The sequence below is a fragment of the Halomonas sp. E19 genome (assembly GCF_052439355.1).
Classification (GTDB): domain Bacteria; phylum Pseudomonadota; class Gammaproteobacteria; order Pseudomonadales; family Halomonadaceae; genus Halomonas.
Window position 1 is genome coordinate 2,817,841 of the sequence record NZ_JBNFWU010000001.1, and the last position, 24,847, is coordinate 2,842,687.

At 65.1% G+C, this 24,847-nt stretch carries 19 protein-coding genes and 3 pseudogenes; 9 read left to right on the forward strand and 13 right to left on the reverse strand.

The window, feature by feature from the left end; genetic code table 11:
• The first annotated feature begins 13 nt into the window (after positions 1-13).
• Together ACUDAL_RS14705 and ACUDAL_RS14710 are read left to right on the forward strand one after the other, a co-directional pair.
• Positions 14-1,021 carry a branched-chain amino acid ABC transporter permease gene (locus ACUDAL_RS14705; protein ID WP_444678637.1) on the forward strand — a complete coding sequence of 336 codons (1,008 nt, stop codon included), beginning with the start codon at positions 14-16 and terminating at the stop codon, positions 1,019-1,021.
• Complete coding sequence (locus ACUDAL_RS14710) at positions 1,021-2,334, forward strand: branched-chain amino acid ABC transporter permease (protein ID WP_444678638.1); 1,314 nt, start codon at positions 1,021-1,023, stop codon at positions 2,332-2,334. Before ACUDAL_RS14705 ends, ACUDAL_RS14710 begins: the two co-directional genes overlap by 1 nt.
• 83 nt (positions 2,335-2,417) lie before the next feature.
• Here the strand turns inward: ACUDAL_RS14710 and ACUDAL_RS14715 are convergent.
• Positions 2,418-3,622, reverse strand: a pseudogene (locus tag ACUDAL_RS14715) (ABC transporter substrate-binding protein).
• A gap of 53 nt (positions 3,623-3,675) precedes the next feature.
• Here ACUDAL_RS14715 and ACUDAL_RS14720 point away from each other — a divergent pair.
• Together ACUDAL_RS14720 and ACUDAL_RS14725 are read left to right on the forward strand one after the other, a co-directional pair.
• Positions 3,676-3,897: a hypothetical protein gene (locus tag ACUDAL_RS14720; RefSeq protein WP_444678639.1), complete on the forward strand. Its 222-nt coding sequence runs from the start codon at positions 3,676-3,678 to the stop codon at positions 3,895-3,897.
• A pseudogene (locus ACUDAL_RS14725) lies at positions 3,894-4,960 on the forward strand (C45 family autoproteolytic acyltransferase/hydolase). The gene ACUDAL_RS14720 and the pseudogene ACUDAL_RS14725 overlap by 4 nt, the downstream one beginning before the upstream one ends.
• Here the strand turns inward: ACUDAL_RS14725 and ACUDAL_RS14730 are convergent.
• Positions 4,946-5,221, reverse strand: coding sequence for a hypothetical protein (locus ACUDAL_RS14730; protein WP_444678640.1), 276 nt, complete (start codon positions 5,219-5,221; stop codon positions 4,946-4,948). The pseudogene ACUDAL_RS14725 and the gene ACUDAL_RS14730 overlap by 15 nt on opposite strands.
• A gap of 185 nt (positions 5,222-5,406) precedes the next feature.
• On the opposite strand from ACUDAL_RS14730, the gene ACUDAL_RS14735 reads away from it, so the two are divergent.
• A complete protein-coding gene (locus ACUDAL_RS14735) occupies positions 5,407-5,766 on the forward strand; it encodes a DUF6746 family protein (protein ID WP_444678641.1) in 360 nt (119 codons plus the stop codon).
• A gap of 106 nt (positions 5,767-5,872) precedes the next feature.
• Here the strand turns inward: ACUDAL_RS14735 and ACUDAL_RS14740 are convergent, their stop codons facing one another.
• Positions 5,873-6,463 (reverse strand): DUF4202 domain-containing protein, encoded by a 591-nt coding sequence (locus ACUDAL_RS14740; protein WP_444678642.1) that lies wholly within the window; start codon positions 6,461-6,463, stop codon positions 5,873-5,875.
• A 156-nt stretch (positions 6,464-6,619) separates the two neighbouring features.
• Between ACUDAL_RS14740 and ACUDAL_RS14745 the strand changes: the two genes are divergently transcribed.
• The gene (locus ACUDAL_RS14745; protein WP_444678643.1) at positions 6,620-7,018 is read left to right on the forward strand and encodes a DUF6746 family protein; all 399 of its coding nucleotides are present in this window, start codon (positions 6,620-6,622) and stop codon (positions 7,016-7,018) included.
• Positions 7,019-7,157: 139 nt separating this feature from the next.
• Positions 7,158-8,162, forward strand: coding sequence for an aldo/keto reductase (locus tag ACUDAL_RS14750; RefSeq protein WP_444678644.1), 1,005 nt, complete (start codon positions 7,158-7,160; stop codon positions 8,160-8,162).
• 49 nt (positions 8,163-8,211) lie between these two features.
• Here ACUDAL_RS14750 and ACUDAL_RS14755 read toward each other — a convergent pair whose 3' ends face one another.
• The 10 genes and pseudogenes from ACUDAL_RS14755 to cas3 form a co-directional block, all read right to left on the reverse strand.
• Positions 8,212-9,438, reverse strand: coding sequence for a YbfB/YjiJ family MFS transporter (locus tag ACUDAL_RS14755; protein WP_444679397.1), 1,227 nt, complete (start codon positions 9,436-9,438; stop codon positions 8,212-8,214).
• Positions 9,439-12,904: 3,466 nt separating this feature from the next.
• Positions 12,905-13,090 (reverse strand): hypothetical protein, encoded by a 186-nt coding sequence (locus tag ACUDAL_RS14760; RefSeq protein ID WP_444678645.1) that lies wholly within the window; start codon positions 13,088-13,090, stop codon positions 12,905-12,907.
• A 2,148-nt stretch (positions 13,091-15,238) separates the two neighbouring features.
• Positions 15,239-15,538: a type I-E CRISPR-associated endoribonuclease Cas2e gene (gene cas2e / locus ACUDAL_RS14765; protein ID WP_444678646.1), complete on the reverse strand. Its 300-nt coding sequence runs from the start codon at positions 15,536-15,538 to the stop codon at positions 15,239-15,241.
• The gene (gene cas1e / locus ACUDAL_RS14770) at positions 15,538-16,452 is read right to left on the reverse strand and encodes a type I-E CRISPR-associated endonuclease Cas1e (protein WP_444678647.1); all 915 of its coding nucleotides are present in this window, start codon (positions 16,450-16,452) and stop codon (positions 15,538-15,540) included. The genes cas2e and cas1e overlap by 1 nt, the downstream gene beginning before the upstream one ends.
• Positions 16,452-17,069, reverse strand: coding sequence for a type I-E CRISPR-associated protein Cas6/Cse3/CasE (gene cas6e / locus ACUDAL_RS14775; protein WP_444678648.1), 618 nt, complete (start codon positions 17,067-17,069; stop codon positions 16,452-16,454). Before cas6e ends, cas1e begins: the two co-directional genes overlap by 1 nt.
• Positions 17,044-17,697: a type I-E CRISPR-associated protein Cas5/CasD gene (cas5e, locus tag ACUDAL_RS14780; RefSeq protein ID WP_444679398.1), complete on the reverse strand. Its 654-nt coding sequence runs from the start codon at positions 17,695-17,697 to the stop codon at positions 17,044-17,046. Before cas5e ends, cas6e begins: the two co-directional genes overlap by 26 nt.
• A 2-nt stretch (positions 17,698-17,699) precedes the next feature.
• Positions 17,700-18,848: a type I-E CRISPR-associated protein Cas7/Cse4/CasC gene (gene cas7e, locus ACUDAL_RS14785; protein ID WP_444678649.1), complete on the reverse strand. Its 1,149-nt coding sequence runs from the start codon at positions 18,846-18,848 to the stop codon at positions 17,700-17,702.
• A 10-nt stretch (positions 18,849-18,858) separates the two neighbouring features.
• Positions 18,859-19,395, reverse strand: a complete 537-nt coding sequence (casB, locus tag ACUDAL_RS14790) for a type I-E CRISPR-associated protein Cse2/CasB (RefSeq protein ID WP_444678650.1) — start codon at positions 19,393-19,395, stop codon at positions 18,859-18,861.
• Positions 19,392-20,944: pseudogene (gene casA, locus ACUDAL_RS14795) on the reverse strand (type I-E CRISPR-associated protein Cse1/CasA). Before casA ends, casB begins: the two are co-directional and overlap by 4 nt.
• Positions 20,916-23,630: a CRISPR-associated helicase Cas3' gene (gene cas3, locus ACUDAL_RS14800; RefSeq protein ID WP_444678651.1), complete on the reverse strand. Its 2,715-nt coding sequence runs from the start codon at positions 23,628-23,630 to the stop codon at positions 20,916-20,918. The pseudogene casA and the gene cas3 overlap by 29 nt, the downstream one beginning before the upstream one ends.
• Positions 23,631-23,775: 145 nt before the next feature.
• On the opposite strand from cas3, the gene ACUDAL_RS14805 reads away from it, so the two are divergent.
• Together ACUDAL_RS14805 and ACUDAL_RS14810 are read left to right on the forward strand one after the other, a co-directional pair.
• A complete protein-coding gene (locus tag ACUDAL_RS14805; protein WP_444678652.1) occupies positions 23,776-24,081 on the forward strand; it encodes a hypothetical protein in 306 nt (101 codons plus the stop codon).
• A gap of 154 nt (positions 24,082-24,235) precedes the next feature.
• Positions 24,236-24,640 carry a WYL domain-containing protein gene (locus ACUDAL_RS14810; protein WP_444678653.1) on the forward strand — a complete coding sequence of 135 codons (405 nt, stop codon included), beginning with the start codon at positions 24,236-24,238 and terminating at the stop codon, positions 24,638-24,640.
• Positions 24,641-24,847: the final 207 nt, after the last annotated feature.

Below are 24,847 nucleotides of genomic sequence, written 5' to 3' on the forward strand. Positions count from 1 at the left end.
TGGAGAGTGAGTCGTGAACGAACTGGTCTTCTTCATCAACAACGTGATCATCGCCGGCAGCGTGACCGGCTCGATCTACGCCATCGGCGCCATCGGCGTGACGCTGATCTTCAGCATCATGCGCTTCGCCCACTTCGCCCATGCCGACATGATGACCTTCGGCGCCTTCATGGTGCTGCTGCTGACGCTGGCCTTCCCCGGCGTGGGCGGTGCGGTGGGGCTGCCCACGCCGGTGGTCATGCTGCCTCTGGCCATGGTCCTTACCGCCCTGCTCGCGGTGGGCATCGACAAGGTGTTCTACAAGCCGCTGCGCGCCCACGGCGTCAAGCCCATCGTCATCGTCATCGGTTCGCTGGGCGTGACCCTGATGCTGCAGGGGCTGATTCGCCTGTTCGCCGGCACCAGCGCCCAGAACCTCTACCTGGCCGGTGAGCGCAAGACGATCTACCGCCTCGACGTGCCGTTCGAGCTGGCCACCCGGCCGATCATCATTACCGAACCGCAGATCATCCTGTTCATCCTGACCGTCGCCTGCGTGGTGGGGCTGCACCTGTTCCTCAACCGCTCGCGGCTGGGCAAGGCGATGCGCGCCATGTCCGACAACCCCGACCTGGCGCGGGCCTCGGGCATCAACACCAACTACATCGTCACGGTGACCTGGGTGATCGCCGGGGGCCTGGCCGCCATCGCCGGCACGCTGCTGTCGCTCGACGTGACCTTCAAGCCTGACCTCAGCTTCTTCCTGCTGCTGCCGATCTTTGCCGCGGCCATCGTCGGCGGCGTGGGCCACCCCTACGGCGCCATTGCCGGCGGCTTCGTGGTGGGCTTCGCCGAGACCCTAGCGGTGTTTAACTGGGCGGTGCTGCTGCGGCCCATCCAGCACCTGCTTCCGGCGTGGCTCGAGATCCCGCGCAACCTCGCCTTCGTCGGCACCGAGTACAAGATCGTGGTGCCCTTCTTCATCCTGGTGGCGATCCTGGTATGGCGCCCCACCGGCATCTTCAAGGGGAAGGTGATCTGATGAACACGCCACGTATCGAGCGCCGCGAAGACACCGTTGCGGCCCCCTCCCGTTTCCCGCTGCGAGAAATCGTCCTGTTCGGCGCCCTGCTGGCGGTGATCCTCGTCATCTACCTGATGATGGGCACGGCCTACAGCACGCGCATGCTGGTGGAAGCCTCCTGCTACGCCATCCTGGCCCTGGGCCTGACCATCCAGTGGGGCTATGCCGGCCAGTTCAACGCCGGCGTGATGGGCTTCGTGGCGCTGGGCGGCTTCTCCGCCATGCTCTTCAGCGTGCCGGTCAACGACGCCTTCTGGGGCACCGAGCTACCCGGCGAGCTGGGCCGCGTGCTGCTGTATGGCGCGGCGGCGGCCATGCTGGTATTCGGCGCCACCCGGCTCGACAGGCTGGGCGTGCCGAAAACACTGCGCACCCTGATCGCCGTGGTGCTGGCCGTGGTGCTCTACCTGGTGGTGATCAGCATGCTGCGCGACGTGACCAGCGAGATCCAGTCCCGCGCCGGCTTCATCGGCGGCTTTGGCCTGCCCGCCTGGACCGGCTGGATCGTCGGCGGCGCGCTGGCCGGCGCCGTCGGCTACTTCATCGGGCATATCTGCCTGGGGCTGCGCAGCGACTACCTGGCCATCGCCACCCTGGGCATCGCCGAGATCATCAAGGCATTCCTCAAGAACTCCGACTGGCTCACCCGCGGTACCGCCACGGTGTCGCCGCTGCCGTGGCCCACGCCCGGCCCCAGCGAGCTGGGCTTCACCCTGGCCCGGGCGCTCTACCTCTCGGTCACGGCGGTCATGATCGCGGTGATCTTCTTCCTGCTGCACCGCGCCTATCACGCCCCCTGGGGCCGCATGATCCGCGCCATCCGCGACAACGAGGTTTCCGCCGCGGCGATGGGCAAGGACATCAACAAGCGCCGCCTGGAGATCTTCGTGCTGGGCTGCATCCTGATGGGCATCGGCGGCGGCGCGCTGGCCTCGTTCAACAGCATCTTCGACCCCAACGGCTACCTGCCGCTGAATCACACCTTCCTGGTGCTGGTGATGGTGATCCTGGGCGGCCCCGGCAACAACCTGGGCACCATCTTCGGCGCGGTGGCGGTGTATATCATCTGGCTGATGTCCGAGCCGCTGGCGCTATTCGTGATGCAGGGAGCGGTATTCATCGGCGAAGGCTGGTTCGGCTGGGAGCCGCCAAGCGGGCTGGAGAGCCGCGCGCTGCAGGCGCGGGTGTTCGTGATCGGCCTGCTGATTACCCTGGTGCTGCGCTTTGCACCGAATGGGTTGTTGCCGGAAAAGGTCAAGCATCATGACTAGACCCGGCGCCAACCACTAGAAAGACCGAGGCCCCGGCGGGAATCCCGCCGGGGCCTCTCTTCTTGTGCTCGTTGCGTCAGTGCTTAGAGGTCGACCAGGCCCTTGCTGACGAAGGCGCCGTCCTCGACCACCATCTCCACCACTACGCCCGGCACGTCGCCGTTCTCGTCGAACTCGTGGCTACCCGAGGCGCCCTCGTAGTTGATCTCGGTGCCTTCGGCGATCAGCGCCACGGCCTTCTCCCACTCCCCGGCAGGATCACTTCACCCGGCGCCGACGATACGCTGCGCAGCGCCTCGGAGAGCCCCTCGCGTGCGGCGCTGCCGTTCTGCTCGATGGCCAGCGCCAGCAGGAAGGCGGCATCGTAGGCCTGGGCGGCGAACACCGCACTGGGGTCGAAGCCGGCCTCCTGCGCGGCCTGGGTGAAGATCTCGGTGCCGGGCAGTTCCGGGCTGCCCGGACGCGTGGCGATCATGCCAGCCAGGGCGTCCGCCCCAACGGCTTCCACCAGGCGGTCGCCAACCATGCCGTCGGCTCCGGCGAACTGGGTGAACATTCCGCTCTCGTAGGCCTGGCGCAGAATGGTCTGGCCCGAGCCGTCGGCGTAGGCGAGCACCACCAGGGTCTCGGCGCCGCTGGAGGAGAGCGAGCCCAGCTCGGAGCGATAGTCGGCGCGGCCGTCTTCGTGGGCCAGGTTCTCGGCTACCGTACCACCGCCCTCTTCGAAGGCAGCGCTGAAGGCATCCGACAGACCGCGGCCGTAGTCGTTGTTGACGAAGGTGACGGCCACCTCGTCGAAGCCCTTGTCGAGCATCAGCTTGGCCAGGATCTCGCCCTGATAGGAATCCGACGGCACGGTACGGAACACCAGGTCATTGTCGTCAAGCTCGGTCACCGCAGGCGCGGTGGAGGCCGGCGACACCATCACCACGCCACCGGGAATGGCGGCACTGTTGGCGGCCGCCACGGTAGCGCCGGTGCACAGCGCGCCGACGATGGCGGTGACGTTCTCCGTATTGACCATGCGGTCGGCCGCGTTGGACGCCGCTGAGGCATCGCTGCAGGTGGTATCGGCGCTGGGCATGACTAGCGTCTGCCCGCCAAGGAGACCGCCCTGCTCATTGATCTGCTGCACCGCCAGGCGGGCACCATCAAAAATCGGCGGAGTCAGGCTTTCGATCGGACCGGTGAAGCCGCCAATGAAGCCGACCTTCACTTCCGCCTGCGCCGCGCCGGCGAACGCCACGCTGGACGCCGCAACTGCCATCGCCAAAACGCTTTTCTTCATGGTTGTTCTTCTCACTCTGCTGAATACTTGGGGTAAATCACGTCGGGTCACTGATGAAAGGCCACCTGCTCAATCTGGAAGCCTCGCCGCCAAAACACAAGCCCCCCATACTAACGATCTATCCGCCGTTGCTTCGCCAACGTATTGATCATCATGGAAAAGCCGCCGCTCGGAAGGCCAAGGCTTTCAACGCTGCCGAGTGCACGCCCCTTGCCGAAATGCGCCTCCCTGGCCGAGGCTTGCTGCATATGCTCCAGACCGAGGAACCGTCATGACCCAGCCCTCTCCACTCAGCGTCACCCGGCTTGCCGGCAGCCGGCAGCAGATCGGCGAAGCCCACGGTCGCCAGCATCGGCCGCTCATTCACCGCAGCCTGGGGGTCTATTCACGCTTGTTCCATGACTTCGTGGGCCTGTCCTGGGCGGCGGCGCGGCGCCAGGCCGAACCCTTCCAGGGCATGATCGAGAAGGGCTTTCCCGCCATTCTCGACGAGATGGAGGGCATCGCCCGCGGCGCCGGGGTCGAGTTTCTCGACATCCTGGTGCTGAACTGCCGCAGCGAGATCGCCCTGACCCAGGCCAGCGGCGGCTGCTCGGCCTTTGCGCTGCAAGGCCAGGGGCAGCAGTGGCTGGCCCAGAACTGGGACTGGCGCGCCGACCAGCTCGACAACGTGGTGGTGCTGCACATCCAGGGAGAGGAGCTCCCGAGCTGGTCAGCGTGGGCGAGGCCGGCATGGTCGCAAAGATCGGCCTTAATGCCGCCGGGATCGGCGTATGCCTCAACGCTATTCGCTCACGGACCTGTGGCGAGGGCCTGCCGATCCACGTCGCGCTGCGCAAGATTCTGGAAAGCCCCGACCTACCCAGCGCGCTGGCGGTGGCAACCCACGACCGGGTCTGCTCGCCCGCGCATTTCCTGCTGGCAAGCGCCGACGGCGAAGCCATGGGCCTGGAAGTACAGCCCGGCGAACCCGGACGAATCGCACCGCGGCAGGGCGCGGTCAGCCATACCAACCACCTCTATGCCGCCGAGGTGGCCTGCCCGGTGCAGGACTTCCCGCGTCCCGATTCACGGCCGCGCCTGGCACGGCTCGATGCCTTGCTGGCCGAACACACCCCGTTGCAGGAACCGCTCGAAGAGGCGGCCCTGTTCGAGATCCTCAGCGATCACCACCACGCCCCGCTGGCGATCTGCCGGCACTTCAACCCCGACCAGCCCGCCGAGGAGCGCATGGAAACCCTGTTCAGCGTGGTGATGGCGCTGCATGAGCGCCGCCTGGCCCTGCGCCACGGCAAACCCTGTGAAACCACTCACACCCAGACGCTACAGCTGGCCTGAACGGCGCGCGGCGGAAGAAGGGAGCGCCGGCTCCTGCAGTTCGCCCTTGAGGTACTGCTCGGTGGTCAGCAAGAACAGGCGCCGGAACAGATCATGGATGGCCTCTTCACGGCGCAGCTGCAGCAGCGCCGCCTCGTCGGCGGGCAGGCTCGGGTCGTGGCGCGGATACTCCCACGCCAGCCGCACCGAACCGGACGAGGCATCGCAGATCTGCAGGCTGGGATTGGCGCCCCTGAGGGTGGTGTTGATGCTGTAAGGCATGGCGACCTCCGTCTCGATTCTTTAATGATAACAATTATCATTATCTATCGAAATCTAGCTGCCGCCGTGATCCCTGTCAATGCATAGAAAGAAAACTCATTCTCGTTAACTTGCGATCTTGTCGCCGTCGTGGGCAGGTGCTATACCAGCTAACGCTTATCATTCTCAAGAAAGGAGCCCGCCTAATGAAAGCCCTGCTGCCCACCCTGCTGTCTGGCCTACTGCTTGCCACCGCCCACGCCGACACCGCCCACTTCAAGGGTGAGCCTGCCGATACCCTGAGCCAGGCGGTCGCCAACTTTTCCAGCTACAACCAGCAGCTGGCACAGCTGCTGGCTCAGGACGAGCTGAGCCTGCAGGACCTTGGCACCGTCCACGAACTGACCTACACCCTGGAAAACGCGCTGGAGAAAATTCAGGAAGAAGTGGAAGCCATGGCCTTCACCTTGGAGGAAGTGCATCAGGGCTCGGAAACCGGCGACTTCGAGCGCGTGCAGACCTACGGCGCCGCCTACCTGGAAGCCGCTCAGACCCTGGTGCCCTGATTCCTCTTGCCCTTACTCTTGCCCTTACTCTTGCCCCTATTCCATCCCTGTCCCTGTCCCTGCCCCCTGCGCTAGGCGAGGCAGGGTCGGACAGGCCCGCCGGGCGCTACCCTGCCAGGGCGTCTTCTACCACGGCCCGCGCTTCATCGCTCATGGGCAGCGTCAGCGCCAGCTCCCGCGCACGGGGCGACATCTTGCCCCAGGTCTTCTGCACGATGCGCACCAGGTGGTCGCGCTCCACCTGGCGGGAAAAATCGGCAAAGTAGTGTTCGAGGAACACTAGGCAAGCGCAGTCCTCCACCGCCTGGGCGCCCGGGTCGCGGCCCAGCCCCTGCTTGCGGATCATGCCGGCCACCTCGGCCGCCTCCTCGGCCGAATAGCCGGCCTCCTGCATGACCCGCGCCGTGGTTTCGCCCGCCCGCCGGCCCTGGTCGCGCCGCCAGGTCAGGTAGCCGACGCGCCCTTCAGGATAGTCGTGGCGCGGCACCTCCCAGCGCTGCAGGTGCTGTGAACGCACCGCCAGTTGCACCAGCTCGCTCGGCGCCTCTACCACCCTGGCCAGCCAGGCGCTCATGCGGCCCGCGTGCCACAACTCATGCGGCAGGCTTGCGCCTTCCACTTCGACACGCCGCGGGTCGGCGGCATGCAGGGCGTCGAGTTCGGCCATTGCGCGCTGAAAAGACGTGGAATCTGCCATGGGAAAACCCTCTGAGTCGTCATCTCGACAGGATACCGCAATCGCACCCGGCGTCGTGATGGGCTCGCTGCGATTCGTCACCATGAAAGCGCTTGTAACCGTATGAATTTCAACTAGCTTGAGAAGTACCCATGAAATGCCAAGGAGAGCCTAGCGATGAAAATGCTTCTTGCGACATGCCTTGCTGCCTTGTTAACGCTCGGTATCGCCCACGCCGAAGAGGAACCGAGGGACGACGATCGTCTCATCGAGCAGCTAGAAGAGGCAGAGGGACAATCCATCGACACGCTCAAGCAAGCGGTTGACGCCCTTGAGCTTCGCAATGACCTGCTGGATGTGCTGCTGCGCAAGCAGGAGCTGACCAATGAAGACATGGCCATTATCCAGCAGCTCACCGAAACCATCGAGAATGCCCTGGCCAAGATCGACGAAGAGCTCGACGTGATGCGCGACCACGTGCAGGAAGTCAATGCCGGCGCCGAAGGCCAGGAGCAGGAACGCGTGCGCGAGAACGGCCGCGAGTACCTCGACCGCATCAAGACGCTGATGCAGTAACCCACCGACGACTCCCCGGCCCACCCTGGGGAGTCGCCGTGTTCGCCTACCAAGTGGCATCAGCGCCAAATCTTGGCCCGGCTTGCCAGCCCCGCGACCGGCTCGGCATGATAAAGACTCCCCCTGTGCCGGAGCCCGCATGTCGTTCTTCTTCAATCGCCTCAAAGAAGTGGCCTCGCCTACCGTTGGCCTGGGCTGCATGAACCTCTCCCACGGCTACGGCAACCCGCTGCCCGAGGCCGAAGCTCTGCGCGCGCTCGACGCCGCCTTCGACATGGGCTATCGCCATTTCGATACCGCCACCCTCTACGGTGGCACCGCCAATGAGCAAGTGGTCGGCAAGGCCCTGGCCCGCAAGCGCAACGAACTCGTGCTGGCCAGCAAGTGCGGCATGGCCATGGACCCAGAACAGGGCAAGAAGGTGATCGATGGCCGTCCCGAGACCCTGCGCCGCCAGTGCGAAGCCAGCCTGGCACGCCTGCGCACCGATCATCTCGACCTCTACTACCTGCACCGCCTGGACCGCCAAGTGCCCATCGAAGAGAGCGTCGGCGCACTAGGGCGCCTGGTCGAGGAAGGCAAGGTGCGCGCCATCGGGCTCTCGGAGATCTCTGCCGCCACCCTGCGCCGTGCCCGCAGCGAGTACCCCATTGCCGCCGTGCAGTCGGAATATTCACTGTGGACCCGTAACCCCGAGATCGCCCTGCTCAACGCCTGCCGCGAAGCCGACACCGCGCTTGTCGCATTCAGCCCGCTGGGCCGCGGCTTCCTGGCCGGTGCAGTGACCGACCCCGCAAGCCTGGTGGAGGGCGACGTGCGCCGCGGCATGCCGCGCTTCAGCCCCGAGAACCTGCCGCACAACCTGCGCCAGCTCGAAGCCCTGCAAGCCATCGCCCATGAACAGGAGCTGACCACCGGCCAGCTCGCTCTGGCCTGGCTGCTGGCCCAGGGCGACGATGTGATCCCCATTCCTGGTTCCCGCTCCGTTGCCCACATGCAAGAGAACCTGGCCGCTGCACCGCTGCGCCTGGAACCGGCGGCCCTCGCCCGGCTGAACGCCCTGCTGACGCCGGAGCAGGTGGCAGGCGCACGCTACAGCGAAGCGCTGCAGGCCGAGATCGACACAGAGGAATTTGGCAACTAAGGGCGGGTGACACAGCGAAAGTGGCGCCCGCCATCAACCCGTCCGGGCATCAACCCGTTGGCGCCACCTTCGCCTCGGCATCCAGCCGCTGGGCGGTCTGGTCCACCCGGCGCAGCCAGATCAGCAGCAGCGCTCCCAGGGCAACGAAGCCACCCGCCAGCCCCAGGCCGGTATCGTAATGACCGGTGGCTTCGGCAAGCATGCCGGTAAGCGCCGGGGCGATGATCTGGGCGGCACCATAGGCCAGCGTCATGCGCCCCATCATGCGCGCCGGGCTCTGCGGATAGAGCCGGCCGGCCATGGTCAGCACCAGGCTCACGCAGCCCAGGAAGGTACCGCCGTAGAGCACCGCGCTTGCCAGCACGCCCGCCAGGCTGTCGGTGACCGCCGGCAGCACGATTCCCACCACCTGCAGGCCCATCGCGGCGATCAACGCACCGAGGTAGCCGATCCAGCGCGCGACCAGGTCCCACAGCATCACCGCGGGCGCCGCCGCCAGCCCCACCAGGGCGAAGGTCCAGTTACCGGCACCCGCCAGCAGCGGCTCGCGCTCGACGATGGCGACGATAAAGGTGGCGCTGATCACATAGCCGTAACCGGCACAGAAATAGGCGGCCAGCATCAGCCGCATGAAGGTACGGCTGGGCGGCTCGGCTTGGCGGGCCCCACCACCGCTGCCCGCGACCGGCTCGGCAGGCCGCGGCAGCCAGCCCCAGGCGGGCACCAGCAGCAGCACGGCCAGGGCGGCAAAGCCCCACCACTGCGCCTGCCAGTCGAGCGAAGCGCGCAGCATCAGCTCCACCGCCAGGGCTGCCAGCAGCATGCCCAGGCCCACCCCGGCGAAGTGGATGCCGAGTTCGCCCCGCTGCCGATGGCTGATCAGCCAGTGGAGGATTAGCCCGGAGGCAAGCAGCATGCCGCCGCTGCTAGAGAAGCCAGCCACAAAGCGCATGGCTGCCCACAGCCAGAAACTGTCGGCCAGCGCCATGCCTGCCGTGGAGAGCAGCGCCAGCACCAGGGTGAGGCGGTACAGGGTGTCCTTCAGCCGGATACTGTGGATCGAGGCCGCGGCCAGCGCGCCGAGCATGTAGCCGGCATAGTTGAGGGCAGCCAGCCAGCCGCCCTGGGCATCGCTCAGCCAGGTTTGCTGCTGCATCAGCGGCAGCAGCAGGGTGTAGGCGAAACGCGCCACACCAATGCATAGGATCTGACTGAACACCCCGGCCAACAACACCCGGTAGCGAGGGAAAGGTAGAACGACATGACCATGCCAGATCTCCGCCAGCAGCAGCGATACTCTCGGCTTGCACTATAAGGTTTAGCGCCCTAACTTCCGACCCAGACCAAGGGGTGGGGTGGAGAAGCAAGTGGCCAGCCAAACTAAGCCTGCTCGTTTCATCCCCGCGGGCGCGGGGAACACACTATCAGCTCGTTAGGTGTGTCGGAGCGTGTCGGTTCACCCCCGCGGGCGCGGGGAACACTGGATCTCGGCGCTACGCGCCGGGTTGAGCGTCGGTTCATCCCCGCGGGCGCGGGGAACACGTGAACTCCGGTGGCGGCGAGGTCGCGGGCAACGGTTCATCCCCGCGGGCGCGGGGAACACGTTGTCGAGGAGCTCATCCTGGCTGGACAGCCCGGTTCATCCCCGCGGGCGCGGGAACACGGTCGCTGGACTGGCTGGCGCTGCTGGTTTTGCGGTTCATCCCCGCGGGCGCGGGGAACACAGTCGCGAGCCGTCTTCGGGGATCGAGATGTTCGGCTCATCCCCGCGGGCGCGGGGAACACATTTTTCCGACGCCGGGCTCCTCGACTAACCGCGGTTCATCCCCGCGGGCGCGGGGAACACCAGACGCCGGACCGGAATTCGATGGCCGGAGGCGGTTCATCCCCGCGGGCGCGGGGAACACCAGTGTGATGCAATAGCAGCGGGCGGCGTTACCGGTTCATCCCCGCGGGCGCGGGAACACGTGAAGTCGGTCTGCCCGCCAATCGCGCTCGTCGGTTCATCCCCGCGGGCGCGGGGAACACGCTAGTCTCCTTCTATAAAGGGGTCATCTTACCGGTTCATCCCCGCGGGCGCGGGGAACACATTGTTCCATGTCTGGAGATCGACTCCGACGCCGGTTCATCCCCGCGGGCGCGGGGAACACGTGCACTCCAGTTCAACCGTTTTGGTATGAAACGGTTCATCCCCGCGGGCGCGGGGAACACAGTGATCGAGCATGGTGGCTCCGTTACAGGTACGGTTCATCCCCGCGGGCGCGGGAACACAGCGAATTTTCGCCATGGCGTGATGAATATTCCGGTTCATCCCCGCGGGCGCGGGGAACACGAGTAGGCCATCCATAGCCTGTGCTGCTCCCTGCGGTTCATCCCCGCGGGCGCGGGAACACCCGTATCATGGAGGTAGGCGACTGTTGATGCGCGGTTCATCCCCGCGGGCGCGGGGAACACGTTGCGAGTCTGCCCAGGGCGGTGTAACCGGTCGGTTCATCCCCGCGGGCGCGGGGAACACCAGCCGCCCGGGAGGAGACCCTTGATGCGAGCCGGTTCATCCCCGCGGGCGCGGGGAACACTTCGACGACCTGGGCGCCGACGACGAGTTCGACTGGTTCATCCCCGCGGGCGCGGGAACACGACGGCGTCGGGCGCGGCGTGCCGACGATTGCCGGTTCATCCCCGCGGGCGCGGGGAACACCTCGAGGACCTCGAGAAGCGTGGCCCCGACGCCGGTTCATCCCCGCGGGCGCGGGGAACACATAGTAAAGCGTAACACCGGCGAGCCGCTGTTCGGTTCATCCCCGCGGGCGCGGGGAACACGGCTCGACCCCGAGGCCAACCCCGAGACCTCGCGGTTCATCCCCGCGGGCGCGGGGAACACTTCCCTCTTCCCGCCCTGGGGATAATTCCATCCGGTTCATCCCCGCGGGCGCGGGGAACACTACGGCTGGGACGGCGGTACCGCGGTGCTCGCCGGTTCATCCCCGCGGGCGCGGGGAACACTCGGCTCTGGTATTGGCAGTGCCCGCAAGCCGCGGTTCATCCCCGCGGGCGCGGGGAACACGTCGAGCAGCGCTGTCGGCAGCGTGCCGAGCGCGGTTCATCCCCGCGGGCGCGGGGAACACAGTGGTACCCATCTCCTGGCCTAGAGAAAAGACGGTTCATCCCCGCGGGCGCGGGGAACACAGTGGTACCCATCTCCTGGCCTAGAGAAAAGACGGTTCATCCCCGCGGGCGCGGGAACACTCGGGCAAATCTAAAGATTCGGGCTTAAATTCCGGTTCATCCCCGCGGGCGCGGGGAACACTTCTCGCCCATGTCCTCTATCAACCCGCTCGGCGGTTCATCCCCGCGGGCGCGGGGAACACGATGGAGATCCGCAACACCGACCAGGCGGCGCCGGTTCATCCCCGCGGGCGCGGGGAACACACCTAGAGGTAACCTGATACATGGAAAATCTCCGGTTCATCCCCGCGGGCGCGGGGAACACGGTGATTTTCACATTAATGTAACGTTTTGTGTCGGTTCATCCCCGCGGGCGCGGGGAACACAATGGGGGGCAGGCTGTGATCGTTCTATCTAACGGTTCATCCCCGCGGGCGCGGGAACACACATGGAAGGGTGGTTTTTCTTATTTACAGCGCGGTTCATCCCCGCGGGCGCGGGGAACACGCTGGCGACGACTACCAGCACAAGGGTGGCGGCGGTTCATCCCCGCGGGCGCGGGAACACGACCGCGCCCGCTTCCTGAACCAGGCCGAAGACGGTTCATCCCCGCGGGCGCGGGGAACACGGCGGATTAACCGAAAATCATGCCCTTGATCCACGGTTCATCCCCGCGGGCGCGGGGAACACTATTTCCTAGTCAACGGCCACTGGGTCATTGCCGGTTCATCCCCGCGGGCGCGGGGAACACAGGAGCACGGCTGGCACGCGGACACCTGCGACCGGTTCATCCCCGCGGGCGCGGGGAACACTTTTTCGTCGCGTCGCCGGGAATGTCGAGAACCGGTTCATCCCCGCGGGCGCGGGGAACACGATCGCTACTCCACCGAGGTCGTGATCAACGACGGTTCATCCCCGCGGGCGCGGGAACACTCGCCCAGCCAGTAGAAGTTCGAGCCGCTGACCGGTTCATCCCCGCGGGCGCGGGGAACACTCCAAGGCCTCGCCCGCCAGCTCCAGGTATGCCGGTTCATCCCCGCGGGCGCGGGGAACACATGCTGCGCTGCTGGTCGTCGCCGGTGACGGGCGGTTCATCCCCGCGGGCGCGGGGAACACAGGTATTTCTCGGGCATGGCGCGCTTCTCGTGCGGTTCATCCCCGCGGGCGCGGGAACACGGCGATGCGCGTGCTGAGGTCAAGCGCGGTGGCGGTTCATCCCCGCGGGCGCGGGGAACACCCCGCGATCAAACTGATGTAGGGTTCTGTTTTCGGTTCATCCCCGCGGGCGCGGGAACACGTGACCGCTCCTGCTGCAGCCGCTGCCCCAGGCGGTTCATCCCCGCGGGCGCGGGGAACACCTCCGGCTCCTGCAGGCTCTGCTGCTGGACGGCGGTTCATCCCCGCGGGCGCGGGGAACACTCACGGCGCGCCTTGTCGATCGCTGGCAAGAGCGGTTCATCCCCGCGGGCGCGGGGAACACGAGGATCCGCGCTGGGAGGAGTTCAGCGACGACGGTTCATCCCCGCGGGCGCGGGGAACACCGCCAAGCGAACACCGGGGTTGCGACCCAGCACGGTTCATCCCCGCGGGCGCGGGGAACACGGATAGTAGGCGTGATCGTAGCCGACATGCGCCGGTTCATCCCCGCGGGCGCGGGAACACTTGGCGATGGTGCCGGCAAGCTCGGGGTTGGCCGGTTCATCCCCGCGGGCGCGGGGAACACTGGCCGCCGCCCTCATCGCGGCAGCCAAGAAGCGGTTCATCCCCGCGGGCGCGAGGAACACGCCGAAGGCGCCCATGGCAAGTCCTGCGCCGACGGTTCATCCCCGCGGGCGCGGGGAACACTCGCCATGGTCGTGGTGACTCTCGAGGATGGCCGGTTCATCCCCGCGGGCGCGGGGAACACCGCCATGCTGCGCCCATGACGACGACAACCCGCGGTTCATCCCCGCGGGCGCGGGGAACACGTAGTGCGCAGGCTCGGTAACGAGCCGTTACGCGGTTCATCCCCGCGGGCGCGGGGAACACGTTCGCCCCATGCCTGTTGCTGCGCCCGGGCGCGGTTCATCCCCGCGGGCGCGGGAACACGACCTCGCCATCCTGGAGCAGTACGAAGCCAGCGGTTCATCCCCGCGGGCGCGGGGAACACATGGAGCCGGTGACCGCCGCCCGCTTCGCTGACGGTTCATCCCCGCGGGCGCGGGAACACTGCTCGATGATGTGCCGGGCGCGGCGATCCGACGGTTCATCCCCGCGGGCGCGGGGAACACGAGAGGCCGAGTACGTATCCCGGCGCAACGGACGGTTCATCCCCGCGGGCGCGGGGAACACTAAAACGGGGGCCGATTGGCCCCTTTTTTACGGTTCATCCCCGCGGGCGCGGGAACACGCAATTCCCTATCATATGACTGCTGGTCATAACGGTTCATCCCCGCGGGCGCGGGGAACACGTGTAGACCTTCTGTCGCTTTTGGTTCATTTCCGGTTCATCCCCGCGGGCGCGGGAACACAACAGATCCTCAGCGCGCGGCGGTTTGAACGACGGTTCATCCCCGCGGGCGCGGGGAACACTTGCCTACGGTGGCGAAGAAGCCACAGTGGACCGGTTCATCCCCGCGGGCGCGGGGAACACAACTGGTGGCCCTTTTCGTAGATGCGCAAAACCGGTTCATCCCCGCGGGCGCGGGGAACACATCGGGGCCGAGTCGTGGTAGCCGTTGATGCGCGGTTCATCCCCGCGGGCGCGGGGAACACCTGGTACGACCCGGGCGCCGAGTTCACCGAGCCGGTTCATCCCCGCGGGCGCGGGGAACACTCACCATCCAGTGAGCTCGTCTGGGTGCGCCGCGGTTCATCCCCGCGGGCGCGGGGAACACTTTCGCCGGTGATCTGCCACTCGAAGTAGGGGCGGTTCATCCCCGCGGGCGCGGGGAACACGAGGTGTGTGACGTCGAGCTCAAGGGCGACCCCGGTTCATCCCCGCGGGCGCGGGAACACGCGTCGCCGCGGTAGTCGTCGGCGGCGAGATCCGGTTCATCCCCGCGGGCGCGGGAACACGGACGAGGAGCAGATCGAGCTGCTCAAGGCGGCGGTTCATCCCCGCGGGCGCGGGGAACACCTGGAAGGCGGTATCGTGGCACAGCATGGCCGCGGTTCATCCCCGCGGGCGCGGGGAACACCTCGAGGCTGGTGACGTCGCGCGGGGATCGGTCGGTTCATCCCCGCGGGCGCGGGGAACACCAGCCGACCACAGCGCCGGCGGTGTCGCCGATCGGTTCATCCCCGCGGGCGCGGGAACACTTCTGCGTGATGATCATGCGCGCTCCCCCTCGGCGGTTCATCCCCGCGGGCGCGGGAACACTCCTGGGCGGAGAGGCCGAGCTCTTCGTAAGCCGGTTCATCCCCGCGGGCGCGGGGAACACATCGGCAACATTCGCACCGTCGAGACCATCGACGGTTCATCCCCGCGGGCGCGGGGAACACGATGGCATCGAAGATGCCCTCGACGATCCACACGGTTCATCCCCGCGGGCGCGGGGAACACCGGATCTCGGCGCTCAGCACATGCCGTTCGGCCGGTTCATCCCCGCGGGCGCGGGGAACACGAGCGCTTCGGCCCCGAGCTGACTGCGATCAACGGTTCATCCCCGCGGGCGCGGGAACACTGTCACCCCGCGGCTGCCGGCCACGGACTCAACGGTTCATCCCCGCGGGCGCGGGAACACTCCATGGCGAGGGCGCCGTCGACGATGACCAGCGGTTCATCCCCGCGGGCGCGGGGAACACGATTGTTGCCAGGCGGACCGGATCACCGCCCGCGGTTCATCCCCGCGGGCGCGGGGAACACACTTAACGCAACCAATTGTTCCATAAAAGGAAAATAGGCTGCCAAAATCCCACCAATTTTATTATTAAAGATCTGAGGGTGTCGATGGGTGAAAAACGACTAAGTGCAGGCCATCAAATTCGATGGGTAAGCGTCTATTTGCCCCTAGAGTCTGGAACTCGTAGCCAGACTCATGGTTGCTCGCCCAGGCCATGACCACATTACCGTCTTCATAGCCTTCGGCCAGCTGCTGCCAGATCATTTCACGCGTGCGCCTGGATACATCGCCGATATAGACGCCGGCGCGCACCTCCAGCAGCCAGATGGCCATGCGACCACGCAGCCGTGGCGGGACGTTTTCCGTGACAACGACGATGAAACTCATCACTGCGACCTGTGTCCGGCTTCACCGATGCTTTTAGCGTTGGGAATGGCAGGCGGGACAGACTCTGGTGGCGCCTCGGGTGGCGAGATACCGCCAGCCGCCAGCACCTCCTCAATAGTCGGGATGATTTTGCTTAGCAGCTTGCTGGTACGGAAGATGTCCCGGCAGGCCAGGCGTACCTCGCGCTCTGGCTGGTGTGGTGACTTGGCGGCGATACGGAAGGCGACCGGCACCACGGTGTCGAACTTGAACAGGTCGGCTACGTCGTAGACGAATGACAGCGGCTTTCCGGTATGAATAAAGCCCACTGCCGGTGCGTAACCCGCCGCCAATACGGCCGCTTCGGTGATGCCATACAGGCAACTGGTAGCCGACGACAAGCAGCGGTTGGGAATATCTGCAGCATCCCACTGTTTGCGGTCGTAATTGCGCGCCCGCCAGTCGACACCGTACTGCTTGGCCAACAGTTTGTAGGTTTCCCGCACCCGGGCGCCTTCGATGCCGCGCAGTTGCTCCACGCTACGCCGCTCCGGAGCCTTTTCCTGAAAGCGCAGCTCGTACATCTTGCGCACCACCTTCAGGCGTAAATCACTATCCAGCGCCAGCTTGGCCTGGTAGAGCAGACGATCCGCCCGAGCACCTCCGGGCTGGCCGCTGGCATACAGTCGTACGCCAGCTTCACCCACCCAGACCAGCAGGGTGCCCACCGTCGAGGCCAGATGCACGGCTGCATGCGACACCCTCGTGCCCGGTTCAAGCATGATGCAAGCTACCGAGCCAACCGGGATGTGCATGCGCACGCCGTTCTGGTCGATCACCACAAAGGCACCATCCAGCACGTCGATCTGACCGTACTGAACGAAGACCATCGACACCCGATCCTTCATCGGCAGCGGCTTGAGAGGCGGCAGCATCAGCAGCGCGCCATGCTGAGCAGCCCGCAACCAAATGCCTTAGCCGGGCCGATGCCGTTGACCAACGCCAAGCGCACGTCATCGGCCCTGGAAACCTGCAACAATCCCTCGAAACATGCTCTCTGCAGCATGATCGACGCGCGCCCCTTGCGTTGGCTGTCCAGCATGTCGCTGGCAGTGACCAAGGCGGACTTCACCTCGAAGCCATGTCGGTCACCCTGGCGCTGCAACCAGGCAAGCTGCTCGGCCTCGCCAGGTAGGCCATAGCGCTTGCCCGCCCGGGTCACCGTGGGATTGGCCAGCAGGCGGAAACGGTATTGCTGCCGTGGCTGGACCAGCTCGTCCAGATCCAGGCACTTGCTCTCACCCGGTCGCTGCAGGTAGCCCGGCAGCGCCTGCAAGGCGTCCCAATTGCCAGTTTCCTGGGACTGGACTAGCACTACCGGGCTGGTCCAGGGGTTTGCTCCTGGCTCAAGACGCCAGAGAAAACGCGCCGGCGCGTCCTGCTCGTCCACCACAAAAGCCCGCACCAGAGTACGATGCATATCGTAGGCATCGGCTAGATCGCGACGCGCCTGCGTACTGCGGGGGTCAAGCATCAATCGAGTCAGGTACATGCATCACTTCCTGTTTCACGAAACGCGGCCCGAAACGCCGTTCGGCGAAGGGGCCGACCGGCTGATCCAGTCGCACCGAGCCTTCCTGCAGATCCTCCAGCGCCAGCCGCAAGAACGCGCCAGGCACCAAGGGCACAAGTGCCGGCCAGGATTGCAAAGCCTCCAATAGCCCCACCGGCTGCAGCCCCTCCGGCAGAACCACCGGCATGCTGGGTATGAAGCTCTTGCGGCCCAGCGCCAGCGGCCAGACCGGCGCATGCAGAGCCGTCTGAATCCGCTCCAGCAAATCGGTATTGCTACCTTCCAGCCCGACCAGAAACACCGCATCGGAGAGGTAGTAGCGCGGGCTGATAACCGTACGATCCAGCTTGACCTTGCCCTCGGCGTTCATCACACCGGTAGCCGTCTGGTAATCGCGCATCGGTACGCCTTCGCGGTCGACCCGAACACCCATGCGCAGGCAAGCCAGGTCGTCCAGCGGTTCGCTGCGATCGCGCCCTAGGGCTGCACAGATCAGGCCCAGTACGCCGGACTTGGACGGTTCGAGCTGGGTGTCGCGCTCGTCGAAACGGCTGGTCGTGCCCCAGGACTGCATCGGCCCCTGCAAGCGCAGTAGCAAGGTGGCCATGCTCAAACCTCCAGTTCGGCGGCGACCTGTTCTTTCACCCAACTGGCTAGAGCACCCAGATTGGGCAGTGCCACGCCCTTGCCTTCCGGCCAGGCAGCGCTCAGGTCCAGATAGGCCCAGCGGTCGCGGGAGTCGGCATAGACACCGGCCAGTTGCGCTTCATGCCGCGCCATTTCGGCCACCGAGAGACTGCTGAGGGCCTGATCACGCCCGGGCGCCACCGGTTTTTCGAAGGCATTGGCGAGGTTGAGCGGCCCGGCATGGCGCAGGCAAACGCCGACAAACGCCGGCAGGTTGTGCGCTGCAAAGGTGTTCTGCTTGCCGGTAGGAATGGAGCGCACCTTGGCCTGGGTGAAGGCTTCAAGCGCCGCCAGCATCAGTTCACGGTCGCCTTGGAGGTTGTTCAGCAACTTGTTGGCGTCGACCACCGCGTAGCGGTAGAAGGTGGCCGAGTTGAACTCGACCTGGCCGATCATACCGGCGCCGGTTTCTTCGGGGCCGCCCTTGTCGTCCACCGCAGTGAAATAATCAAACTCGCGTTCAACCCGGTGGGTACTGATGGCATGGGCCACTTGGCAGGCGGCGTCCCGGTTCACCTCCGGCAGATCGGCGAGCATGCGGCCGAACAGCGCCACGTCCACTGCCTTGCCACCATTGAGTAGAGCCTTGGCTTTCTTCACCACCTCGGTGGGCGCGCTGGCCTTGGCCTCCTTCTTGTTTTTCTTTTCGCTGCCGACCGGTGCCGCAGCCAGCTCGTCCCAGTACTGCTCGATCAGATCGGCGAAACCGGTGATTTCGCCCTCGCCGAGGAATAGTAGATATTCGGTCTTGCCATCGTCCTTCAGCTTGAGGCCGGCAGCGGCCAGTGCCAATTCGATCTTACCCTTGGCCTCTTCCGGATCACGGCCCGCCAGCGCCAGCTTTTCCTGCAGCAGGGCCAGCAGCTTCTTGGTCCGCACGCCGCGGTACTCCGAGGGCACCAGTTCATGTTCCTGTGCCGCTAGGCGAATCGACCGCTTGAAGCACTGGCTACTCACCCGCGCCCGGCGATGGCCACCAAACAGGGCATCCTTGGGCGCGCCGGTGTCGTCGCGGTTGAGGTTGGACGGGGCGAAGTTCTGGATCAGGTGAAACTCGACGAACAGAGTCATGATATCTCTCTCAATTTTGGGTAACGGTTGGCAACTTGGAGTCGAGAGCCAAGGCGCGATAGAAGTCCCGCGCCCAGCGCTGACGGATGCGGTCGCGTACGTCCGGGGCCAGGTGCGGGTTTAGCCAGAAGCGCAGATCCTTGAGCAGTGCCGCGTAGTCAAGGCCGATATCGTCCGCCGCCAGCAGGCTGACTACTTGGCGTAGGTAATCGGCGAGGTTTTCGGCGTCAGCACCGAGCAGGGCGACGAAGCGCTTTTCGATGCTGGCGCTGTCGCGTTGGCGCATCAGTTCACCGAAGCTGGAAGCCAGGCTGGCGGATGCCGTCTGCGGGTGTTGGGCGAACAGCCCGGCGACCACGTAAAGCGCCAGGCGGGTTGAGTCTTCGGCATGGCTGTCAGGCGCAACAAAGCGCTCGACATAGGGGTAGGCCGGCGGATAGGCCCCAGGCGCGAAACTCAGGCTGCGCCGCAGCTCCGCCAATGCCGCTGCCTTGCCTTCGCGCAGACGGATCAGATGCGCAACGAAGTCCTGCGCGAAATCGCTCATGCTTGAGCCTCCTTGGATGGTTGCAGATTCGGAGTGGCCAACTGCAGCTCACGCAATAGGGCACGGAAGCGTGGCCAGGTACGCGCTTCGGCACGCAGCGCCAGGGGCGATTGCCCCAGATGGCGGTGCAGGATCTCCCAGCACGCTTCAGCTGCCTGCAGCAGGCTGGCCGACCAGTCACGACTGGCGCCATCGCCGTCGCCCACGCCGATGCGCTGCATCAATGCCGGCAGCGACCGCTCGGCGGTGGCGAAGAAGGTGGCGGCCGCAGCGCTGGCATCCAATACGGCCCGCGCCCTGGCGCGGGTGTCCTTGCTGCGCGGATCGGGCATGGTGTCGGCCAGCATGCTGGTCGCCAGAATACGAATTTGCTCGTATAGCGCTTCGGCACGGCGCACCTCGCTGCGCAGGAAACCCGCCGGCTGTGGGTCGGCCAACAAGGCCACCGGCAAGGCGATCTGCTCGCAGCGCCAGCGCAGAAGCTTGGCTTGATCGCTGGCCAGGCCGGCGATCAGCAGCGGTTGCTCGATCTGCAAGGCACCGAGATAGGGATGCAGGTTGGCCGCCCAGCCGAGCACCGACGCCGGCTGGCAAGCCTTGCCTTCGGCGTCGGGTACTAGAGCCGGCAGGTCGCGCCAGAACGCCCTCCCTTCGGTAAAGGTCACGCGCACGAGCATGTCCTTTCCCGCGCGATAGCTAGCCATCGGATCGGGGGCATTGGGATCGTCGCCCAGGGCAAGGCCGGCGGCCATCTGCACCGCCTCGACCTCTCCGCTAGCAGAAGGCAGCAACAACACGGAGCGGCTCATCCGGCTGTAACGATCGTTCGGCCCGCTTGCCAACGTAGGCGCAGCCTGCAGCTGGGCAATGGTAGCCGGCGCGCGTTCCCAACTGGGGAGGTCGTCCGCGGCTACCGCGGTGCTAGGGTGCAAAGCCAGACACAGGGTTTCCCGCAATGAGCTGCCGAGCGGGAGCACGGCAGCAGTGTTTACCAAGGGGCCTGCCTTGTCGGAGCTTTTCAACTTCTTTCCCGGAAAGAAGCCGCCCGGTACGAATTGGAAAAATCCCAGTAGATCGCGCAACACCACAGCCGGTTGACGCGGACTTTTGGCAAAGACGCCGTGATCGAACATGGCGTTGCCATAGAGTTGGTCGATCGTCACGGTAGAACAGTCGAATCTCAACTCGGCCGTTTCGGCTGCCGTCGCCAGCGCCGCCACCTGCATGAACGGCTGCTCGGCGTGGAACAGCCAAAAACGCTCGCGCCAGTGCTGCAGATAATCCCGCAACGCATCCTGCGGCAGGCCCTCGCGATACCAGCGGGCGCGGTCCTTGTCCTTCCAGGAGCCGTGCGCCCAGCTCAGCGCCCGATGGGTAATGGCCAGCAGCAGGCGGTATTCGGCGATCAGGCTCGGCGGTGCGGTTTCCGCCAGGGCGCCGATTTCCCGGAGCGCTCGAACAGCTCGAGCAGGCCGACATCGCGTACCCGGCCATCAACAAATTGCACCGGCAGCCAGGGTTCATCGAGCAAATTGAAACGTGGTGTCATTCCTAGTCCTCGGGAAGGGTGGCAAGCTCGGCAGATTCGTAGACCAGGCCTTGGCGCTCATCCAGGCGCAGCGACAGCTTGCCGACGATGCAGCTGCCGCCTTGCAGCTCCAGCGGCTTGAGATGGCGCAGCAGGGGTGCTCGGCAAAGGCCGGTGGCGCCTCGACTGCGGCAAAGTGGGCCACCACCGCCTTGCGGCTGAGCTTGAGCTGGCGGCCGTAGAGTTGTCTGGCCAGGGCATCCGGCAACGACTGCTGCGGGTCGAAAGCTTCTCCGCCGGGCTGCACGCTCCAGCCGCCGGCCACCCAGTAGACGGGCACCAAAGTAACCGCGTCATCGCCCAGGCGGGTGCGGTTGGTCAGCCCCAGGCCCTCGCCCTCCTCGTTGCCACGCGGCTTCTGCAGGTAGGCGTACTGCGGCTCATCTTCGGGAGTTAGGGCGATGTTCAGCGATTGCTGACGTTCGGTGTTCAGACGAGCACGGTGCATGCCGTAGGCCTCGCCCTCGATGTAAGCCAGGGCTTCGGCCTGCAAATCCTCGGGCAGGGGCGCATCGCCGTACACCGCCTGCACCAGGCGATCGATGTCATGAGGCAACTGCAGGGTCTGCTCGCGGGACAGTAGCGCCCAGGTTCGGCCGAGGATGTAGGGCTCGTAGACGAACTCCCAGGCGGTATCCTTCAACTCGGGCAGCTCCTGCGGATGCAGGCCGGCAACGAATAGCCGGGCCTCGGCATGAACCTCGGGGCGGACCCGACGATGGCGGTGCAAACGGCCAGCACGTTGCAGGACCAGATCGACCGGCGCCAGGTCGGTGATCAGGAAGTCGAAGTCGATATCCAGGGACTGCTCAGCCACCTGAGTGGCGATCAGCAGCGCCCGACCAGGACGCAGGCTCTCTGTGCCAGTATTGCCGAACACCTCAAGCACTTGCCGCTCCCGCTCACCGCGCTCGTCGGCAGGGAAGCGGGCATGGAAGAGGATCAGCTGCACACCCTCGTCCTGCAGCGACTCCAGTTTGCGATAGAGTTCCTGGGCACGGTTCACCGTGTTGACGATCAGCGCACCGTAGCCGCCGGCGTCGAGCTGCTGGCGAGCGCAGGTGGCCAGATCGGCGATATCTTCGCCTATGGCTCGCAGGCTGATCGGCGGCAGAGCACGGGAGTCGAAGGTTGCGCCGCGCAATCCTCGACTGTCCGCCAGCAGCAGGCGCGGATAAGGCAGCTCGGGCACTTCGCCCACGGGAACGCCCCAGGCTTGCAATAGCGCGTTGCGGCGCTGCTCCGGAAGGGTCGCGCTCATCAGCACCACCGACGAACCCAGCGCCTTGAGCCAGCGCAGCAGGGACTCGATCAGGCCACTGGTATAGGTGTCGTAGGCATGCACCTCGTCCAGCACCACCACCCGATTGGCCAGCCCCCACAGGCGGACGAAGTGGTGCTTGACGTTCAGGGTGGCGAACAATGCCTGATCGACGGTGCCTACGCCGTAGGGCGACAGCAGCGGCCGACGACGCTGGGAAAACCAGGCCGCCGAACCGACGCTGTCGTCTTTCTGGTCATGGATGCCGCGCAGGCGCTGCACCCGCTCGTCCAGCATGGCGCCGCCGTGCACCAGTTGGATATCCAGCCGGCGCTGGTCGCCGAAGGCGTTGAGGAAGGTCAGCGCCCGGTCGAACAGGGCATTGCCGGTCGCCTGGGTCGGCAGCGCAACATACAGGCCGCGATGCTGGTTGGCCGCCTGCAGACGCAGATGGGCCAGAAATGCCAGCTCGGTCTTGCCCTCGCCCATCGGCGCCTCGACCAGCAGCAAGGTCGGCCCCTGCGCCTCCACCAGCAGCCGATCGCCCTCGGCCTGCAACGGCCGGGCAGCGAGTCCCGGGCGATTGACGATGCGACCGATCAGTGCGTCGGTGGACGACTCCTCCGGCAACAGGGCGTGATAGTCGCTCCAGCCGATCTCCTGCAATGCCTGGGTGGCCAGCCGCCTGGCCTGGCCGAAGTGTTCGGCCAGCGAGTCGGCGCGCTCACCCAAGGGGAACCAGTCGGGATTGGAACCGATCCAGTCGGCCACGCTGGTCAGCCCGGCCAGCCACTCCACCGCAGCCAGCGGCAACTCGTCGGCATCGGACACCCCTGCCGGCGCCAGCATTTGCCAGTAACTATCGAACAATGCCTTGCGGGCCTGCGACCACTCAGACCCCTCGAAGGGTGGAATGGCAGCGTTGATTTCTTGACGGTGGAAATTGTAGCCATGGTGGGCGCTGATCGCCTGAAGCACACCCAGAACCCAGCCCGGCTCGGCACCGACTACAGAAAGATGGTTCCAGAGCAGGGCAGCGCTGGCACAGGCATGGTCACTCACTCTCAACGAAGCCGGGCCAAAACTCAGGCCGGCCCCCTCATCTTCCTGCTGCCCCTGCAGCCACTTGGCCTGAAAACCGGGAATTGCCTTGCCGAAATCGTGCAACCCTGCCAAGGCGGCTACGAAGCGAATGAAGGATGTCTCGGACAATCCGAACAAATTGGCGTAATACTCGATGGTGGTCGGTGGCTCATGTTCCAGGAGGGCCTCCGCTACGGCGGCAACATCCAACATATGTGCTAGCAGCCCATGGCCGACGGGGTCACCGCTCTTGGCCCAAATCACTCGGGCGTGAAGGGGAAGCTCTGAAAAGGCCTGGGCCATGAAAAATCCCTTATGGTTGTTATTTTCCTCCCGCTAATGTAATCATTTGTTATGGCGCGTGACTATTGATGTATATCAAACCAGCGTACTAGTCAGCCCGATCAGACCAGCATCCGCCTGAGTACACGGAGTTTATGGAGGCAGCATGGATACGGCTTCACTGCCTTGGGATATGCAAGCCCGCTATCGGTTAATCGAAGTGCTGGCACTTTGGGAAGGCAAAGTCGCAGCTTCTCAGGTGGGGACAGTGTTTGGCATCGGCAGGCAGCAATCCCAAAAAATTCTCAGGAAATACAGAGATCTAGCTCCGAAAAATCTCGTCTACGACGTATCAAAAAAGGGTTCATCCCGACGGAAGACTTCATCCCGCTTTTCACTTTGGGCCGGGTTGAAGAATACCTACATCTTCAGGGAACAAACCAGGAACTGGAGTCGCCATTCGCCGGACTGAGTCTGGGAGCAGCGAATACCGAATCTCTGCCTATGCCCAATCGGGAGGTTGCCCCTAAAGTAGTAAGAGAAATTGTCAAAGCTGCACGCCAAGGAACGAGACTTGAGGTGAACTATGCATCGTTTTCGAACCCGGAGGAGAAGACCGTGTACTTGTGCCGCATACCCTTGTGTTTGCTGCCGGGCGCTGGCATGTCCGAGCGTTTTGTGAAAAACATCAGCAGTACCGGGACTTCGTTCTGAGTCGATTTCGTGCTGCGCCGGAGCCCTGCGGCAGCATGCTAGGAAAGCACGATGGCCAATATGATGCCGACTGGCATACGCATGTGGAGGTTCGACTGATTCCTGACCGTCGCCTGCCTGAAGTCGAGCGTTCACTGATTGGCCACGACTACGGAATGAAAAACGGAGAATTGGTACTGACTTGCCGCGGCCCGCTCGTGCTGTATGCCTTGAGGGAGTTGGGGCTGAATCCTCAGCACAGCGAGGTCAATCCGCGGGCACAGCAAGTTGAAATTGCCAACCGTGAGGAGCTGACCCGCTGGATACGCTGGGATTGAGTGTTTTACGCCGGCAGCAAGGCCCTCACACCACCTCCGCCACTTCGTCAAACGCCAGCCTTTCCCTCTGGGGCGTTCACTACTAGGGTCGCCCACGCCCAGGTTCACCAGAAAGTTGCTCTTGTAACGGCCGTCGGGGAAGAACTCGTCATCCACCATGGCGTTGTCGAAGCCGCTCATGGGGCCTACGTCGAGCCCCAGCATGCG

Bases quoted from the DNA above. Each gene is read 5' to 3' on its own strand.
- ACUDAL_RS14745 (WP_444678643.1), top strand. From the start codon at position 6,620: ATGAAAATGCTTCTTGCGACATGCCTTGCTGCCTTGTTAACGCTCGGT.
- ACUDAL_RS14730 (WP_444678640.1), bottom strand. From the start codon at position 5,221: ATGCCTTACAGCATCAACACCACCCTCAGGGGCGCCAATCCCAGCCTG.
- cas2e (WP_444678646.1), bottom strand. From the start codon at position 15,538: ATGAGTTTCATCGTCGTTGTCACGGAAAACGTCCCGCCACGGCTGCGT.
- ACUDAL_RS14760 (WP_444678645.1), bottom strand. From the start codon at position 13,090: ATGAACCGCTTCTTGGCTGCCGCGATGAGGGCGGCGGCCAGTGTTCCC.
- ACUDAL_RS14710 (WP_444678638.1), top strand. From the start codon at position 1,021: ATGAACACGCCACGTATCGAGCGCCGCGAAGACACCGTTGCGGCCCCC.
- ACUDAL_RS14720 (WP_444678639.1), top strand. From the start codon at position 3,676: ATGAAAGGCCACCTGCTCAATCTGGAAGCCTCGCCGCCAAAACACAAG.
- ACUDAL_RS14750 (WP_444678644.1), top strand. From the start codon at position 7,158: ATGTCGTTCTTCTTCAATCGCCTCAAAGAAGTGGCCTCGCCTACCGTT.
- cas1e (WP_444678647.1), bottom strand. From the start codon at position 16,452: ATGCTGCCGCCTCTCAAGCCGCTGCCGATGAAGGATCGGGTGTCGATG.
- ACUDAL_RS14740 (WP_444678642.1), bottom strand. From the start codon at position 6,463: ATGGCAGATTCCACGTCTTTTCAGCGCGCAATGGCCGAACTCGACGCC.
- casB (WP_444678650.1), bottom strand. From the start codon at position 19,395: ATGAGCGATTTCGCGCAGGACTTCGTTGCGCATCTGATCCGTCTGCGC.
- ACUDAL_RS14805 (WP_444678652.1), top strand. From the start codon at position 23,776: ATGGATACGGCTTCACTGCCTTGGGATATGCAAGCCCGCTATCGGTTA.
- cas6e (WP_444678648.1), bottom strand. From the start codon at position 17,069: ATGTACCTGACTCGATTGATGCTTGACCCCCGCAGTACGCAGGCGCGT.
- cas5e (WP_444679398.1), bottom strand. From the start codon at position 17,697: ATGGCCACCTTGCTACTGCGCTTGCAGGGGCCGATGCAGTCCTGGGGC.
- cas7e (WP_444678649.1), bottom strand. From the start codon at position 18,848: ATGACTCTGTTCGTCGAGTTTCACCTGATCCAGAACTTCGCCCCGTCC.
- ACUDAL_RS14735 (WP_444678641.1), top strand. From the start codon at position 5,407: ATGAAAGCCCTGCTGCCCACCCTGCTGTCTGGCCTACTGCTTGCCACC.
- cas3 (WP_444678651.1), bottom strand. From the start codon at position 23,630: ATGGCCCAGGCCTTTTCAGAGCTTCCCCTTCACGCCCGAGTGATTTGG.